We start from the raw sequence: 14,156 nt of genomic DNA, 5'->3' as shown, positions 1-14,156 counted from the left end.
TTTACCGGGTGCGCGGCCGCCGGAGCATTGCTTCCAGCGGCGGCGCCCCCGGTTGGGGCTCGATCATTCCCACGCGCTCGAAGCCATACGAGCGGTAGAAGGCGTGATTCCGGGGGTTCGAGTTTTCGAGGTAGGCGGGGAGTCCTGTCCGGTCGCAGGCGGCCAGGACCGGCGTCATCAGCGTGCGGCCAAGTCCCTTGCCTTGTGCGCGGGGCCGAACCCCGATCGTGAACAGGTAGGCGTGGTCGAACCGCGGGTGCGCCGCTTCCATGGCGGCGACGGTCCGCTCGATACGGCCAATCGCACCGCGGCTTGCGCGAGCAATCGCATTGAGGCGCAGTTTCTGCATGGCCCAGAAACCGATCCGGTCATCGCCGCCGGGCAGCATCCACATCGCGGCACCCTCGTCGCCCAGGCGATAGCTGAAGCCGCGCGGCACATAGACGTGCCGTGCAAGCGGGACGAACATCCCGCGAATGCCGGCCTCCGTCCCCAGCAGCCAGCGGTTGAACGGATCGTCGCGAAAGGCCTCGGCGGTAATGTCTCCGACCAGCAGCCCATCCCCGCGCTCCGCGCGCACAAGCGGGAACGGCAAGTCGATTGTGCAAGCGAGGTCCATCGCGCCTCCGGTTCGGCGCTAGCACGCGCGACAGGCGCCCGATAGACGGTGGCGATGGTCTGGCTTACCGCCGCGTTCGCGCTTACCGCGCTCCTCTATGCCTCGGTGGGATTCGGCGGCGGATCGACCTACAGCGCGCTCCTTGCATTGTCGGGTGTCGACTACCGCCTGCTGCCTGTCGTATCCCTGCTCTGCAACGTGGTGGTGGTCGCAGGCAGCACTGTGCGCTTTGCGCGCGCAAGGATCACGCCGTGGCGGGGCGCCTTTCTGCTCACCGCGATCGCTGCCCCGGCGGCCTTCCTGGGGGGGCTTACACCGATCAGGGAGACGATGTTCCTCTCGCTGCTGGGCGCGAGCCTCGTGTTGACTGGCCTGACCCTGCTGGTTCCCCAGACCTCAGTCCATGAGGGCGAGCCGTCCCGTTTCGCCCGCTGGGCACCTCTGGCCGCGGCACCGATCGGTTACCTCGCCGGCCTGGTCGGGATCGGAGGAGGCATCTTCCTTGCGCCGGTCCTTCACCTCGTCCGCTGGCACGGGGCGCGGGAAATCGCGTCGACCGCAGCGCTGTTCATCCTGGTCAATTCGCTGTTCGGCATTGCCGGCCAGCTGACCAAGAGCGGTGCGGACATGATCGGTGCGGCCGCAGCATTCGGCTGGCCGCTGCTGCTGGCGGTCGCGATCGGTGGACAGGTCGGCAGCCTGATGGCGGTCCGTTTACTTCCGCAGAACGCGATCCGCTGGCTCACCGCAGCGCTGACCATCTGGGTCGGCGCGCGTCTCTTGCTGGGCTAAGGCTGAAAAGTGGCTCCCCGAGTTGGATTCGAACCAACGACCAAGTGATTAACAGTCACCTACTCTACCGCTGAGCTATCGGGGAGCAGCCAGATCGGCAGGAGCGCGCCTATATGGGCGCTCCCGGCGCTTGGCAACCCTATACGGCGAATTGCTCCGCAACGATCCGCTCGTCGAGCGCATGGCCCGGATCGAACAGCAACGTGAGCTGGCTTTCCCGCGCGATTTCAAGGTGAACCTCGGCGACGTCGCGGAATTCGCGCTGATCGGCGACGACCGAGACGGGCCGCTTGGCCGGCTCGTTGACGCGAAACGCGATGCGGCTTCTTTCGGGCAGCACCGCGCCCGACCAGCGCCGCGGGCGGAAGGGACTGATCGGAGTGAGCGCGAGAAGCTGCGAATCGAGCGGAAGGATCGGCCCGTTGGCCGACAGGTTGTATGCGGTCGACCCGGCCGGCGTGGCCACGAGAACGCCGTCGCAGACCAGTTCCTTCAGTCGCGTCTTCCCGTCGAGCATGACTTCGATCTTGGCCGTCTGGCGGGTCTCGCGCAGCAGGGAGACTTCGTTGATCGCGCATGCGACGTGACGGCGGCCCTCCTGGTCGACCGCTTCCATCCGCAAGGGCGCGATATTGAACGCCTTCGCCTTGGCAAGACGGTCGGCGAGTTTCGCGGGACCGCGATAGCGGTTCATCAGGAAGCCGACCGTGCCGAGGTTGACCCCGTATGCCGGCACCAGGTGTTCCTGGTCGAGCATCTGGTGCAGGGTATGCAGCATGTGGCCGTCGCCGCCCACGACGACGACTGCTTCCGCCCGGGCCAATGGGACGAAATCGAAATGATCGCGCAACTCGTCAGCCGCTTCCTGCGCGCGCTCGGTAGGCGAGGCGAGCAGGGCCAGCCGGCCGAGGTCGATCTGCCCTGTCACCGCACTCTCCCACCCGCCCTTTCGGTCATGAATGACGCTAGATGCCGCTGTCCCATTTGGCAACGCGGCCAAACGATCGCCCCGCAAGCCGAACTGCCACGCTAGGACCGTGCGATGGCGGCGTTTCCCGATTCCCTGTGTGCCGGTCCGGGCCGCGATGCGCTGACCGGGCTAGCCGATGCAGAGGCGCTTCACCTGCGACTGGCAACCTGGCGGTCCGATGGCGTCCAAGGCGGTCAAGCGGCCCCCGTACACGCGCTTCTCGTCGGGCTCGGCCGGTTCGACGCGGTAAATCTGGCATACGGGGAGGCAGCGGGTGACGGGGCCCTGGTCGAGTTGGCCCGCCGGCTCAACCATTTCGCCGCCGACGAACTCGCCGACGGCGACTGGCTGGCCGCGCGGCTGGGCGGGGGCAAGTTTGCCCTCGTCGCACAGCAGCCGATCAGTCGTGAACGCTGGCAGTGGCTGGGCGAGGCAGTGGCAGAGGCGCTCGCCGCGCCGATTGCGGCAATCGACGGTTCGGGCACCGTGCGCCTGTGGCCGCGGATCGCTCTCATGCGGGTCCTGCCCGGCGAGACGCCCGCGCACGTGCTGGATCGACTGGCCGCGACGCTCGGGAGGGCGCATGACCGGCCCGACGCGCGGGTGCTGTGGGCCGACCGGAGCCATGCCCCGGCGGGTATCCGAGCGGCGGAGCTCGAGGCGGATCTCCTGGCCGCGCTCGACCGGAACGAGATCGAGATCGCGTTCCAACCCCAGTATGCCTTCGACGATGGCCGTATCATCGGGGCCGAGGCGCTCGCCCGCTGGCAGCATCCGCGCGTCGGGCTGATCGGTGCGGGCGCGCTGTTCGCGATCGCCGAGCGTGCCGACCACGTCGCCCACCTGTCGCGCCACATCGCCGAAGCCGCGCTGGCCGCCGCGAGCAAATGGCCCGCACCCCTGCGGCTATCGCTCAACGTTACCGCGGTGGACCTAGCCAACAGGGGATTTGCACGCGACTTCACGGCGCTCGTGTCGGCGTCGGCAATCGATCCGAAGCGAATCACGCTCGAAATAACCGAGCAGGTCCTGCTCGGCGACCTCGATCAGGCCGCTCCCGCGATCGCGGCGCTGCAGTCGGCGGGCATGCGGATCGCCCTCGACGATTTCGGCGGGGGCTTCTGCAACTTCCGCTATCTCAAGCTCCTCGCGCTCGACACCCTCAAGCTCGACCGCTCGATGATCGAGGGGATCGAACACGATCCGCGTGACCGCGCGGTGCTGCGGGCGATCGTCGCGCTTGCCAGCGCGCTCGACCTGTCGGTCGTCGCCGAAGGGATCGAGAACGAGGAGCAGGCGGAGATCGCGCGCGAGGAGGGCTGCGCGTATTATCAGGGTTTCCTCGGCTCGCCGCCGCTCGACCCCGCGGCCTTTCTCGAACTCGCCAGTCGTTGAACGCTGTTGGCAATGGTCTGGCGGCGCGTGACGAGGCGCGGCGCATGGGCTAGGGACCAGCCGCTGCCATGCTGACGCGCCTGTCCATCCGCAACATCGTGCTGATCGAGGCGCTCGATCTCGAATTCCGCGGCGGTCTCGGCGTGCTGACCGGGGAGACCGGGGCGGGCAAGTCGATCCTGCTCGACGCGCTGGGGCTGGTTCTCGGCAACCGCGCCGACAGCGGCCTCGTCCGCAGCGGAGAGGACCGCGCGGGCGTGACCGCGACTTTCGAATTCGCCGCATTTCCCGAGCTCTTGCGCGAAACGCTCGACGAGGCGGGAATAGAGATCGAGGCGGACGAGCCGCTGATACTCAGGCGGACGGTGCGTGCCGATGGCGGCAGCAAGGCTTTCGTCAACGACCAGCCGGTGGGCGTGGCCCTGCTGCGCGAGATCGCTGCCGCGCTCGTCGAACTGCACGGACAACACGATGATCGCGGGCTGGTGAACCCCCGCGGGCACCGTGCGCTGCTCGACCGCTTCGCGGGAGGGCAGGCCGGCGGTGTCGCACGCGCGTGGGCGGATTGGCGCGCCGCGGAAGACCGCCTCGCCGCCGCGCGCGCGCGGGTCGAGACCGCGCAGGCCGACCAGGATCTGCTGCTCGCTCATCTTGCCGAGTTGACCGAGATCGAACCCCAGGCAGGCGAGGAGGCGCGGCTCGCCGAAACCCGTGCCGCCATGCAGAAGGGGGAACGCCTCTCGGGCGATCTCGAGGAGCTGCGGCACTTGTGGGAAGGCTCCGAATCCCCGCTCGCGCACCTGCGTGTCGCAGCGCGCCGGCTCGACCGGATTGCGGGTGAGCATCCGCTGCTCACCGAAGCGCTGGCCGCGCTTGATCGCGCCGTGATCGAGGCGGGCGAGGCCGAAGACAAGCTGAGCCAGGCGGCCGAGGCCCTGGTTCACGATCCGATGGCGCTCGAGCGGGCCGAGACCCGCTTGTTCGACCTGCGGGCGATCGCCCGCAAGCACCGCTGCGAGGTCGACGAACTACCGGACAAGATGCGCGAATTCCGCCACGCGCTCGACGCGATCGAGGGTGGCGAGGCGGAACTCGATGCACTGGCGCTGGCCGCGAGGGCCGCGGGCGAAACCTATCGTGAACGCGCGCGCGCCCTGCACGACCTGCGGCGCGAGGCCGCGCTGCGGCTCGATGGCGCCGTCGCCGGCGAACTCTCTCCCCTTAAGCTCGATGCGGCCCGTTTCCGCACGGCCGTGATCGAGCTTCCCGAAGACCGTTGGGGCCCCGCCGGGCTGGATGCGGTCGAATTTCTCATCGCGACGAACCCCGGTGCCGATTTCGCGCCTCTGAACAAGATCGCGAGCGGCGGTGAACTCAGCCGGTTCATCCTCGCGCTCAAGGTGGCGCTGGCCGAACAGGGCGGAGCGGCGACGATGATCTTCGACGAGATCGACCGCGGCGTCGGCGGCGCGGTGGCCAGTGCGATCGGCGACCGGCTGGCGCGGCTTGCGGAAGGCGGACAGGTTCTCGTTGTCACCCACTCCCCGCAGGTCGCCGCTCGCGGGCGTACGCATTACGCCATTCACAAGACCAGCGAGGGCACTGTCACCCGCACCTCGGTCAACTTGCTGGACCCGGCCGCCAGACAGGAGGAGATCGCCCGCATGCTGTCCGGCGCCGAGGTCACCGACGAGGCGCGCGCGCAGGCGGACAGGCTGCTCGAGGGCGCGTGACCGCTCACCCACTCGACCGACCCGTGTGGAACTGCCTGACTGGACCGCAGGCGCATCTTGCCCGCCGCACCCGCGATGGGGTGCGACTCGATCCGGCGATCGGGCCGTTTGCCGCCTGCGCCGACGGCACGGCCCGCGGGCTGACGCGGCATCGCGATGGTCCGTTGTGGTTCGTCGAAACAAACCCTGTCGCGGCGCCTCCCGGCCTCGTCGTGGATCGGACTGCCCAGCTGACCCAGATGGTCGCCGAGGCCCCGCTGACCGAGATGGAGGATCCGGCTCTGATCCCGCTCGGCGAAGACGACGCGTCCGCCATGGCGGCCCTGGCTCGGTCTACCCGCCCGGGGCCGTGGTCGACCTCCACGCACCTGTACGGCGGCTTCTACGGCGTCCGGGAGCGCGGAGAGCTCGTCGCGATGGCGGGCACGCGTATGCGGCCGTCGTCGCGCTTTGCGGAGGTCAGCGGCGTGTGCACCACACCTTCTGCGCGCGGTCGTGGGCTCGCGCGTCGGCTGATGATGCGGGTCATGGCCGACATGGCCGCGCGGCATGAGGTCCCCTTTCTCCATAGCTACAGCGCCAACGACGGTGCGATCCGGCTTTACCGTTCGCTGGGTTTTGTCGAGCGGCGCGAAATGGCCGTGACCGTTCTGGTGGCCGCATGAAGTCCGGCCCGATTCTCGTGCTGGCGGCTGCTGCTGCTGCTGCGGCTGCGGCTTGCACTCCTCGAATGGATACAGCGATGACCGAGGCTTCGACCGGCTCCCCCGCCAACGGCGCCATGTGGGGGACCGACGCGCACGTTGGGCCATCGCGGCCCGACGCGGTGTTGCGCTACGCGGACCACCCGCGCGGTTTCGCCGAGCTGCGGCTGCCCAAGGGCGCCGGTCCGTTTCCGCTGGCGGTGATCTTCCACGGCGGCTGCTTCAAGTACGGTGTGGCGGACCAGGCATACATGGCTCCGCTCGCGACGCGCTGGCAGGAGCACGGCATCGCCAGCCTGAACGTTGACTACCGCGAGGTTGGTGACGGCGGAGGCTGGCCCGGCTCCTTCGTCGACTGGGCGGCCGCGGCACGGCTGATCGACGACGTAGCAGGCAGGTATCCCGTGGACCGCACGCGAGTCACGCTCGTCGGGCATTCGGCGGGCGGCCTCCCGGCGTTATGGCTTGCCAGCGACCAAGATGCGGAAGGACCGCTGGGGCGACGAAAGGCACTTCGCGCGCGCGCGGCCATCGTGCTAGACGGGCCGGCTGACCTCGGCATGGAGGCGGGAGCTTTCGACGCGCTGTGCCAATTCTCCGCAGTGGGCCCGTTTCTAGGCGAGACGGGTGCAGCGCGGACCGGGGCGATCGCGCCGCGACCGCAGCTCGACAAGGTCTTGTTCGTTCAGGCTCGTCTGCCCGCACCGCCGCCCGCCGCGCTCGCCGCGATCCGCGAGCGCGGTGCCAACTTTGAGGTTCGCGAAAACCCCGGGGCCCGTCATTTTGCCGTCATTACGCCCGGCGATCCGGTCTATGCCGAGAACGAACCCGCCATGCTGAAAGTCCTGACGAGCGAATGAGCGAGCCAACCGAAGCCGATGCCGCAAACGAACTGATGCGGCTCGCCAAGGCGATCGCGCGGCACGATCGGCTTTACCACGCTGAAGATGCGCCGGAAATTACCGACGCGGAGTACGACGCGCTCGTCCGCCGCAATGCCGAGCTCGAGGCGCGCTTTCCCCATCTCGTCCGCCCGGACTCGCCGAGCGCCGGGGTGGGACACGAAGTAGCGGCATCACCGCTGTCGAAGGTGCGGCACGAGATGCGGATGATGAGCCTCGACAATGCCTTCTCGGACGAGGAGGTGGCGGACTTTGCCTCGCGGGTGCGGCGCTTCCTGAACCTTCCCGCCGATGCACCGCTGGCGTTCACCGCGGAGGACAAGATCGACGGACTTTCGTGTTCGCTGCGGTACGAGGAGGGGCGGCTCGTGCGCGCCGCGACGCGGGGCGACGGACAGGTAGGCGAGGATGTCACGGCCAACGTCGCCCATGTTCCCGACGTGCCGCAATCGCTGTGCGGAAAGGTCCCCGCGGTGTTCGAGGTGCGCGGCGAAATTTACATGGGAAAGCAGGATTTTGCTGCGCTCAATGCTGCGCAGGAAGAAGCTGGCGAAAAGGTCTTTGCAACCCCCCGAAACGCAGCGGCGGGATCGCTGCGGCAAAAGGATGCGAGCGTAACGGCCCGGCGCCCGCTCAAGTTCTGGGCGCACGGGTGGGGCGCCGCGAGCGAAGTTCCCGAACAGACGCAGTTCGCGATGATGCAGCGGATCCGGGACTGGGGATTTCCGGTCAGTCCGGACCTCACCCTGTGCCGATCAACCGCGGAACTGCTGCAGCATTACCGCAGCATCGGTGACCGGCGCGAAAGCCTGCCGTACGACATCGACGGCGTCGTCTATAAGGTCGACGAGCTTGCATTGCAGGCCCGGCTCGGCTCGGTCGGCAAGGCGCCGCGCTGGGCGATCGCGCACAAGTTTCCCGCCGAGCGTGCCGAGACGACGTTGGAGAAGATCGACATACAGGTCGGCCGCACCGGAAAGCTCACGCCGGTCGGGCGCCTATCCGGAGTGCTCGTCGGCGGGGTGACGGTGTACAACGTCACGCTCCACAACCGTGACGAGATCGCTCGCCTCGGCCTGCGCGAAGGCGATCGCATCGTGATCCAGCGCGCCGGAGACGTGATTCCGCAGGTCGTCGACAACCTGACCCGTGATGTCGACCGTCCCGCCTATTCCTTCCCCGACCATTGCCCGGTGTGCGGGAGCGAGGCGGTGGCCGAGGAGGGGGAGGTCGATGTCCGCTGCACCGGCGGCCTCGTCTGCAAGGCCCAGCAGTTCGAGCGTCTGCGGCATTTCGTCAGCCGCCCCGCGCTCGATATCGAAGGGCTGGGCGAAAAATCGATCGCGGAGTTCATGGACCTCGGCTGGCTCGACAAGGGTCCGGGAGACATCTTTCGCCTCAAATCCCACCGCTCCGAGCTCGTGGGCCGCGAGGGGTGGCAGGACAAGTCTGTCGATAACCTGTTAGCGGCTATCGAGTCGAAACGCGCGCCCGATGCCGCGCGCCTGCTGTTCGGTCTGGGCATCCGGCACGTCGGCGCGGTAACGGCGCGCGATCTCATGAAGCGATTTCATGAACTGCCGGTCCTGCGCGATCTCGCGGAGCGGGCACACGCCGGGGACGAGGAGGCGGCCGCCGAGCTGACCGCGATCGACGGCGTCGGCCCCGTGGTGGTCGAGGCGCTCGGCGACTTCTTCCACGAGGGCCACAACAAGGCAGTGTGGGACGACCTGCTTTCGGAGGTTTCTCCGCCGCGCTACGAGGTCGAAACCACCGCCAGCGCGGTAAGCGGCAAGACGGTGGTGTTCACCGGCAAGCTCGAGACGATGAGCCGCGACGAGGCCAAGGCCCAGGCCGAACGGCTCGGCGCCAAGGCGGCGGGATCGGTCAGTGCAAAGACCGACCTCGTCGTCGCGGGGCCCGGTGCGGGCAGCAAGCTCAAGAAGGCGGCCGACCTCGGGATCGAGGTGATCGACGAGGCCGCATGGGCGGAGATCGTCAGGGCCGCGGGCTAGGGAACCATCGCATCACCCCACCGGAGAAGGGGGTCCACCATCCCACCTTCACCCCCGCGGCGGCGAGCGTATCGGCGGTCCACTGATTGCACGTGTTGCCGATGTGATAACGGCCGGGCGCTTCATAAAAGACGTCCCAGTCGTCGTACCCGGGATAGCGGGTGCGCTGGGCGGGGGGCAGCACCTGCCGTTCGATCGCGGTGACGAGGCGCGAGTATTCGACCGGCCGCAGACGCACCACCCGCGCGGTATCGCCTGGGGCCGGGCGTACGTAATGTGCAACGTGAAGAAGGCCGTCGCCGCCGGCCGCCGCACTGATCGCGGTCAGTGGCGAGAGATCGCTCCAATCGGGGGTATCGAGGAATACCACGCGTTCGCCCCAACTCACCGATACGTGGGTGTACGCCCTGTCCTGTTCCCCCAGGTCGCGCGCGGGGAAATCGCCGCGCCAGTCCTTTTGGGTGGATACCAGCGGCATGACGATCGCGGTGTGGATGCCGTTGGTTTCGACCATGATCGGTATGCCCGACGCAGGCTCGGTCCACCCGGAATTGCGTGGAACCAGACTGCCGACCCACGCTGCGGACATGAACAGCCCCACGCCCAGCCCGAGCCAGGCAAGCGCCTTTCCGGCGATCCTCAGGGGGCGAGCCGGCGCCGCAGCCACAGGATCGACCAGTCGCCGTTCACGATGCGCGCGGCCAGGCGGAAACCGGACCTGCGGTAGGCGCGGCGGACGGCGGCCTCCTGCGTCTCCAGCAAGCCGGCGAGGAGGAGATTGCCGCCCGGTGCCACCGAACTGCCGAAGTCGGCTGCAAGCTCCACCAGCGGGCCTGCCAGAATATTGGCGATGAGCAGGTCGTAGGGTCCGCGCGTACGGAGCAGAGGGGCATCCATCCCGTCGGCGATCGTCATCGTCAGCGCCCCGGGGCCGGCGCCCAGCCGCACTCCATTGGCCCGGGCATTATCCTCCACCACGCCCGCGCAGACGGGATCGATGTCGCTCGCTGTAGCCAGGGCGCGCGGCCAGAGCGCGAGCGCGGCGAAAGCAAGCAGACCGGTCCCGGTCCCGATGTCGGCGATGTTCCGCGCAAGCGTGCCACGCGCCTTCATAGCGGCGAGCATGGCAAGGCAACCCTCGGTCGTCGCATGGTGGCCGGTCCCGAACGCCTGGCTCGCCGGGATGACGAAGTCGATCGCGCCCGCCCTCCGCGCGTGATCGGGTGTGCGCACGTGGAACGGGCCAGCCAATATCGGTTCGAGACCACGCTGGCTTTCTGTCAGCCAGTCCGCATCGGGCAGCTTCCCTGCCGAAAGCCGCGGGGCCGTGCCGGTGAAGAGCGATGCCACCATTCGCCGATCCGCGGGCGTAGGCTTGCGGTTGAAGTACGCATCCAGACGCCAGTCGTCCGGCCGGTCATCCGCTAGTTCGAAGCCGGTGATGGTCACGTCCGCGGGCCAGTCGTGAGCATCTTCCTGGGCGAGCAGGGCCGCCTGGACCGTGCGCTTGTCGGCGAACGCGGTCAGCGTCCACGTCTCATCGGACATAGCTCGCCCCGTTGGCGTCGAGGGTGGCGCCGGTCATGCTCGGCGGAGCGTCGAGCGCGCAGAACGCGATCATGGTCGCGATCTCGTCCGGGGTGGCGACCCGCCCCAGCGGAATGTCGGCGAGTAGCCCCGGGCCGCCCCGGCTCGCGAGATAGTCTCCGGCCATGTCGGTATCGGTGAACCCCGGCGCGATCGCGTAGCTCAGGATGCCTTCGGCCGCATATTGCCGGGCGATCGTCTTGTGCAGCGCGAGCATGCCGCCCTTCGCGGCCGCATAATGCCAGTGCGCGGGGGAATCGCCGCGGTGCCCGGCGCGGCTTGCCACGTGGACGATCCGTCCGCCGCTGCCCGTTTCCTGCCAGTGGCGCACCGCGAACCGGCTGAGCTGCGCGGCGGCGGTCAGGTTGATCCGCAGCGTGTCTTCCCACCCGTCAAGCCACGCGATGTCCGACCCGGCAAGCGGATTGGCCGAGAACAGCCCCGCGTTGTTGACGAGAACGTCGATTGTGCCGTCGGCTTTCGAAAGCGCAGTTTCCCACAGCGTCTGCGGCGACTGCGGGTCGGTGAAGTCGGCCGCGAGCAGACCATTTCCGGGCGCGGTAGCCTGGCCGATCACCCGGCAGCCGCGGGCCTCGAGCGCCGCGCGGGCGGCAGCGCCGATCCCTCGCGAGGCGCCGGTGAGAAGGATGGTCGTCATCGGTTCCCTTTCGTGCATGATCGGTTGCGTGTCGAGCGCTTGCGCGGGCGGTTCAACCCGTTAAGGGAGTCGCGCACTCGAAAAACGGGAATTCTCGATGGCCAACCGCCCGCTCTCGCCGCACTTGCAGATATGGAAGTGGGGGCCGCACATGCTGGTTTCCATCCTCCACCGGGTCACCGGTGACGGCATGGCCCTTGTCGGTCTCGGCGTGCTCGTCTGGTGGCTCGGTTCGCTTGCGGGGGGCGAGGAGAGCTACGCCGGTTTCCAGGCGCTGGCCGGATCGCCGGTCGGACTGATCGTGCTGGTCGGGCTGTCGTGGGCCTTCTTCACCCATCTTTCGAGCGGAATACGGCATTTCGTGCTCGATATCGGCGCCGGCTACGAGCTTACGACCAACAAGACGTGGTCGATCATCGCGCCGCTTGTCGGACTTGCACTCACGGTGGGCTTCTGGGCCCTGATCCTCACCAAGTAAGGCGCTGCGCTATGGGTAACGGAACTTCGATCGGCAAGGTGCGCGGGCTGGGGTCGGCGCATCACGGTTCGCACCACTGGCTGCTGCAGCGGTTCACCGCGATCGGCAACGTCGTGTTGGGGCTTTTCCTCGCGATCAGTCTCGCGCTGCTTCCCGCGTACGATTTCGCGACGGTGAAAGACTGGCTCTCCCAACCCCTGCCGGCGGCCGCGCTGGCAATCTGGATCGTCAACGTATTCTGGCACGCGCGGCTCGGCCTGCAGGTGCTCGTCGAGGATTACGTGCACACTCCCGGCAACAAGTTCGCCGCGATCGCCGCGCTCAACGGCCTGGCGGTTGCGGGTGCAGGATTCGGCCTGTTCTCAATCATCCGCATCGCTCTTGGAGGAGCCGCCTGATGGCCTCGCAGCCCAACGACACCGGCGCGGCCCGCCAGCCGGCTTATTCGATCGTCGACCACACTTATGACGTCGTGGTCGTGGGCGCGGGCGGATCGGGCCTGCGCGCCACCATGGGAGCGGCCGAGGCGGGACTGCGCACCGCTAATATCACCAAGGTCTTCCCGACGCGCAGCCACACCGTCGCCGCCCAGGGCGGCATCGCCGCTTCGCTCGGCAACAACACGCCCGATCACTGGACGTGGCACATGTACGATACCGTCAAGGGTTCCGACTGGCTTGGCGACCAGGACGCGATCGAGTACATGGTCCGCGAGGCGCCGCAGGCGGTCTACGAGCTCGAGCACGCGGGCGTGCCGTTCAGCCGCAACGAGGACGGCACGATCTACCAGCGCCCGTTCGGCGGACACATGCAGAACATGGGTGAAGGCCCCCCGGTCCAGCGCACCGCGGCGGCGGCCGACCGAACCGGCCACGCGATGCTGCACGCGCTCTACCAGCAGAGCCTGAAGTACGACGCCGATTTCTTCATCGAATACTTCGCGATCGACCTGATCATGAAAGACGGCGCGTGCGTGGGCGTCGTCGCGCTGTCCCTCGACGACGGCTCGATCCATCGCTTCCGCGCGAAGGCGGTGGTGCTGGCGACCGGCGGGTACGGCCGCTGCTACTTCACCGCGACGAGCGCCCACACCTGCACTGGCGACGGCGGAGGCATGGTCCTGCGCGCAGGCCTGCCGCTGCAGGACATGGAGTTCGTCCAGTTCCACCCGACCGGAATTTACGGGGCGGGTGTCCTCATCACCGAAGGTGCGCGAGGAGAAGGTGGCTACCTCACCAATTCGGAAGGCGAGCGGTTCATGGAACGCTACGCCCCGAGCGCGAAGGACCTCGCCAGCCGCGATGTCGTGAGCCGATCGATGGCGCTCGAGATCCGCGAGGGGCGGGGCGTGGGCCCTGAAAAGGACCACATCTACCTTCACCTCGATCACATCGACCCCAGGATCCTTGCCGAGCGGCTGCCCGGCATCACCGAAAGCGGCAAGATCTTCGCGGGTGTCGACCTGACCCGCCAGCCGCTGCCGGTCGTGCCGACCGTCCACTATAACATGGGCGGCATCCCGACGAACTACCACGGCGAGGTCATGACGGTTGCCAACGGGAATCCGGAAACAGTCGTGCCTGGCCTGTTCGCGGTCGGCGAGGCGGCGTGCGTATCGGTGCACGGCGCCAACCGGCTCGGCTCGAACTCGCTCATCGACCTCGTCGTGTTCGGCCGTGCGACCGGTCACCGGCTCAAGGAGCTGATCAAACCTGGGACATCGCACGACGAACTGCCCAAGGATGCGGGCGAGCTCGCGCTCACCCGCCTCGATCATTTCCGCAACGCGAAGGGCGGGTCGCCGACCGCCGCGATCCGCAAGGAAATGCAGCAGACCATGAGCAAGCACGCGGCGGTCTTCCGCACGGCGGACCTGCTCAAGGAGGGCGTGACTGAGCTGGCGAAGACCTACGGCCGGATGGAGGACGTATCGGTCACGGATCGGTCCCTAATCTGGAACAGCGATCTTGTCGAAACGCTCGAGCTCGACAACCTGATCGCCCAGGCGGCGGTCACGATGGCCAGCGCCGAGAACCGCAAGGAGAGCCGCGGCGCCCATGCGCACGAGGATTACCCGGAACGCGACGACGCGAACTGGATGAAGCACACCGCAGCCTGGTTCGACGGTTGGGGCGGCAAGGGCGGCAGCGTGAAGATCGATTACCGCCCGGTCCACGAATACACGCTCACCGACGATGTCGAGTACATCAAGCCCAAGAAACGGGTGTACTGAAGCTCTCCCGGAAGTTCGACGAGGCCGGGTTGCGCCCCTCCCGTCGCACTTTGCGCGACGGAAGACCGGG

At 67.8% G+C, this 14,156-nt stretch carries 14 protein-coding genes and 1 tRNA gene; 9 read left to right on the top strand and 6 right to left on the bottom strand.

Annotated features, from left to right (window positions below):
* Position 1: 1 nt before the first annotated feature.
* Positions 2 to 595: a GNAT family N-acetyltransferase gene (locus tag ACPV3N_RS02470; protein ID WP_440114172.1), complete on the bottom strand. Its 594-nt coding sequence runs from the start codon at positions 593 to 595 to the stop codon at positions 2 to 4.
* 78 nt (positions 596 to 673) lie between these two features.
* Here ACPV3N_RS02470 and ACPV3N_RS02465 point away from each other — a divergent pair, with 78 nt between their 5' ends.
* The gene (locus ACPV3N_RS02465) at positions 674 to 1,411 is read left to right on the top strand and encodes a sulfite exporter TauE/SafE family protein (RefSeq protein ID WP_440114169.1); all 738 of its coding nucleotides are present in this window, start codon (positions 674 to 676) and stop codon (positions 1,409 to 1,411) included.
* 10 nt (positions 1,412 to 1,421) lie between these two features.
* Here the strand turns inward: ACPV3N_RS02465 and ACPV3N_RS02460 are convergent.
* Together ACPV3N_RS02460 and ACPV3N_RS02455 are read right to left on the bottom strand one after the other, a co-directional pair.
* Positions 1,422 to 1,496: transfer RNA gene (locus ACPV3N_RS02460), tRNA-Asn, on the bottom strand.
* A 54-nt stretch (positions 1,497 to 1,550) separates the two neighbouring features.
* Positions 1,551 to 2,339 carry an NAD kinase gene (locus ACPV3N_RS02455; protein WP_440114166.1) on the bottom strand — a complete coding sequence of 263 codons (789 nt, stop codon included), beginning with the start codon at positions 2,337 to 2,339 and terminating at the stop codon, positions 1,551 to 1,553.
* Between the two features lie 114 nt (positions 2,340 to 2,453).
* Between ACPV3N_RS02455 and ACPV3N_RS02450 the strand changes: the two genes are divergently transcribed.
* The 5 genes from ACPV3N_RS02450 to ligA all read left to right on the top strand — a co-directional run bounded on the left by ACPV3N_RS02450 (position 2,454) and on the right by ligA (position 9,130).
* Positions 2,454 to 3,776, top strand: coding sequence for a GGDEF domain-containing phosphodiesterase (locus ACPV3N_RS02450; protein WP_440114164.1), 1,323 nt, complete (start codon positions 2,454 to 2,456; stop codon positions 3,774 to 3,776).
* A 68-nt stretch (positions 3,777 to 3,844) separates the two neighbouring features.
* Positions 3,845 to 5,509, top strand: a complete 1,665-nt coding sequence (gene recN / locus ACPV3N_RS02445) for a DNA repair protein RecN (RefSeq protein WP_440114161.1) — start codon at positions 3,845 to 3,847, stop codon at positions 5,507 to 5,509.
* Complete coding sequence (locus tag ACPV3N_RS02440; protein ID WP_440114158.1) at positions 5,506 to 6,174, top strand: GNAT family N-acetyltransferase; 669 nt, start codon at positions 5,506 to 5,508, stop codon at positions 6,172 to 6,174. The genes recN and ACPV3N_RS02440 overlap by 4 nt, the downstream gene beginning before the upstream one ends.
* Before the next feature lie 77 nt (positions 6,175 to 6,251).
* Entirely contained in the window at positions 6,252 to 7,073 is an 822-nt protein-coding gene (locus ACPV3N_RS02435) for an alpha/beta hydrolase (protein WP_440114155.1), read from the top strand.
* Entirely contained in the window at positions 7,070 to 9,130 is a 2,061-nt protein-coding gene (ligA, locus tag ACPV3N_RS02430) for an NAD-dependent DNA ligase LigA (RefSeq protein ID WP_440114152.1), read from the top strand. The genes ACPV3N_RS02435 and ligA overlap by 4 nt, the downstream gene beginning before the upstream one ends.
* On the opposite strand, the gene ACPV3N_RS02425 is transcribed toward ligA, so the two are convergent.
* From ACPV3N_RS02425 to ACPV3N_RS02415, 3 genes are read right to left on the bottom strand one after another with little or no spacing between them, the layout of a single operon-like run.
* Positions 9,114 to 9,797 (bottom strand): DUF2459 domain-containing protein, encoded by a 684-nt coding sequence (locus tag ACPV3N_RS02425; RefSeq protein WP_440114149.1) that lies wholly within the window; start codon positions 9,795 to 9,797, stop codon positions 9,114 to 9,116. The two genes, ligA and ACPV3N_RS02425, sit on opposite strands and share 17 nt — an antisense overlap.
* Complete coding sequence (locus tag ACPV3N_RS02420; RefSeq protein WP_440114146.1) at positions 9,770 to 10,678, bottom strand: 50S ribosomal protein L11 methyltransferase; 909 nt, start codon at positions 10,676 to 10,678, stop codon at positions 9,770 to 9,772. Before ACPV3N_RS02420 ends, ACPV3N_RS02425 begins: the two co-directional genes overlap by 28 nt.
* A complete protein-coding gene (locus ACPV3N_RS02415; protein ID WP_440114143.1) occupies positions 10,668 to 11,375 on the bottom strand; it encodes an SDR family NAD(P)-dependent oxidoreductase in 708 nt (235 codons plus the stop codon). The genes ACPV3N_RS02420 and ACPV3N_RS02415 overlap by 11 nt, the downstream gene beginning before the upstream one ends.
* A 97-nt stretch (positions 11,376 to 11,472) precedes the next feature.
* On the opposite strand from ACPV3N_RS02415, the gene sdhC reads away from it, so the two are divergent.
* The 3 genes from sdhC to sdhA are packed head-to-tail and all read left to right on the top strand — an operon-like array spanning position 11,473 to position 14,086.
* On the top strand, positions 11,473 to 11,853 hold the full coding sequence (gene sdhC, locus ACPV3N_RS02410; RefSeq protein WP_440114140.1) for a succinate dehydrogenase, cytochrome b556 subunit: 381 nt from the start codon (positions 11,473 to 11,475) through the stop codon (positions 11,851 to 11,853).
* Between the two features lie 11 nt (positions 11,854 to 11,864).
* Complete coding sequence (gene sdhD / locus ACPV3N_RS02405) at positions 11,865 to 12,251, top strand: succinate dehydrogenase, hydrophobic membrane anchor protein (protein WP_440114137.1); 387 nt, start codon at positions 11,865 to 11,867, stop codon at positions 12,249 to 12,251.
* Entirely contained in the window at positions 12,251 to 14,086 is a 1,836-nt protein-coding gene (gene sdhA / locus ACPV3N_RS02400) for a succinate dehydrogenase flavoprotein subunit (protein ID WP_440114134.1), read from the top strand. Before sdhD ends, sdhA begins: the two co-directional genes overlap by 1 nt.
* Positions 14,087 to 14,156: the final 70 nt, after the last annotated feature.

This window comes from Tsuneonella sediminis, from assembly GCF_051912845.1.
Taxonomy (GTDB): Bacteria; Pseudomonadota; Alphaproteobacteria; order Sphingomonadales; family Sphingomonadaceae; genus Tsuneonella; species Tsuneonella sediminis.
This window is presented reverse-complemented; position numbering and strand designations above follow the sequence as displayed.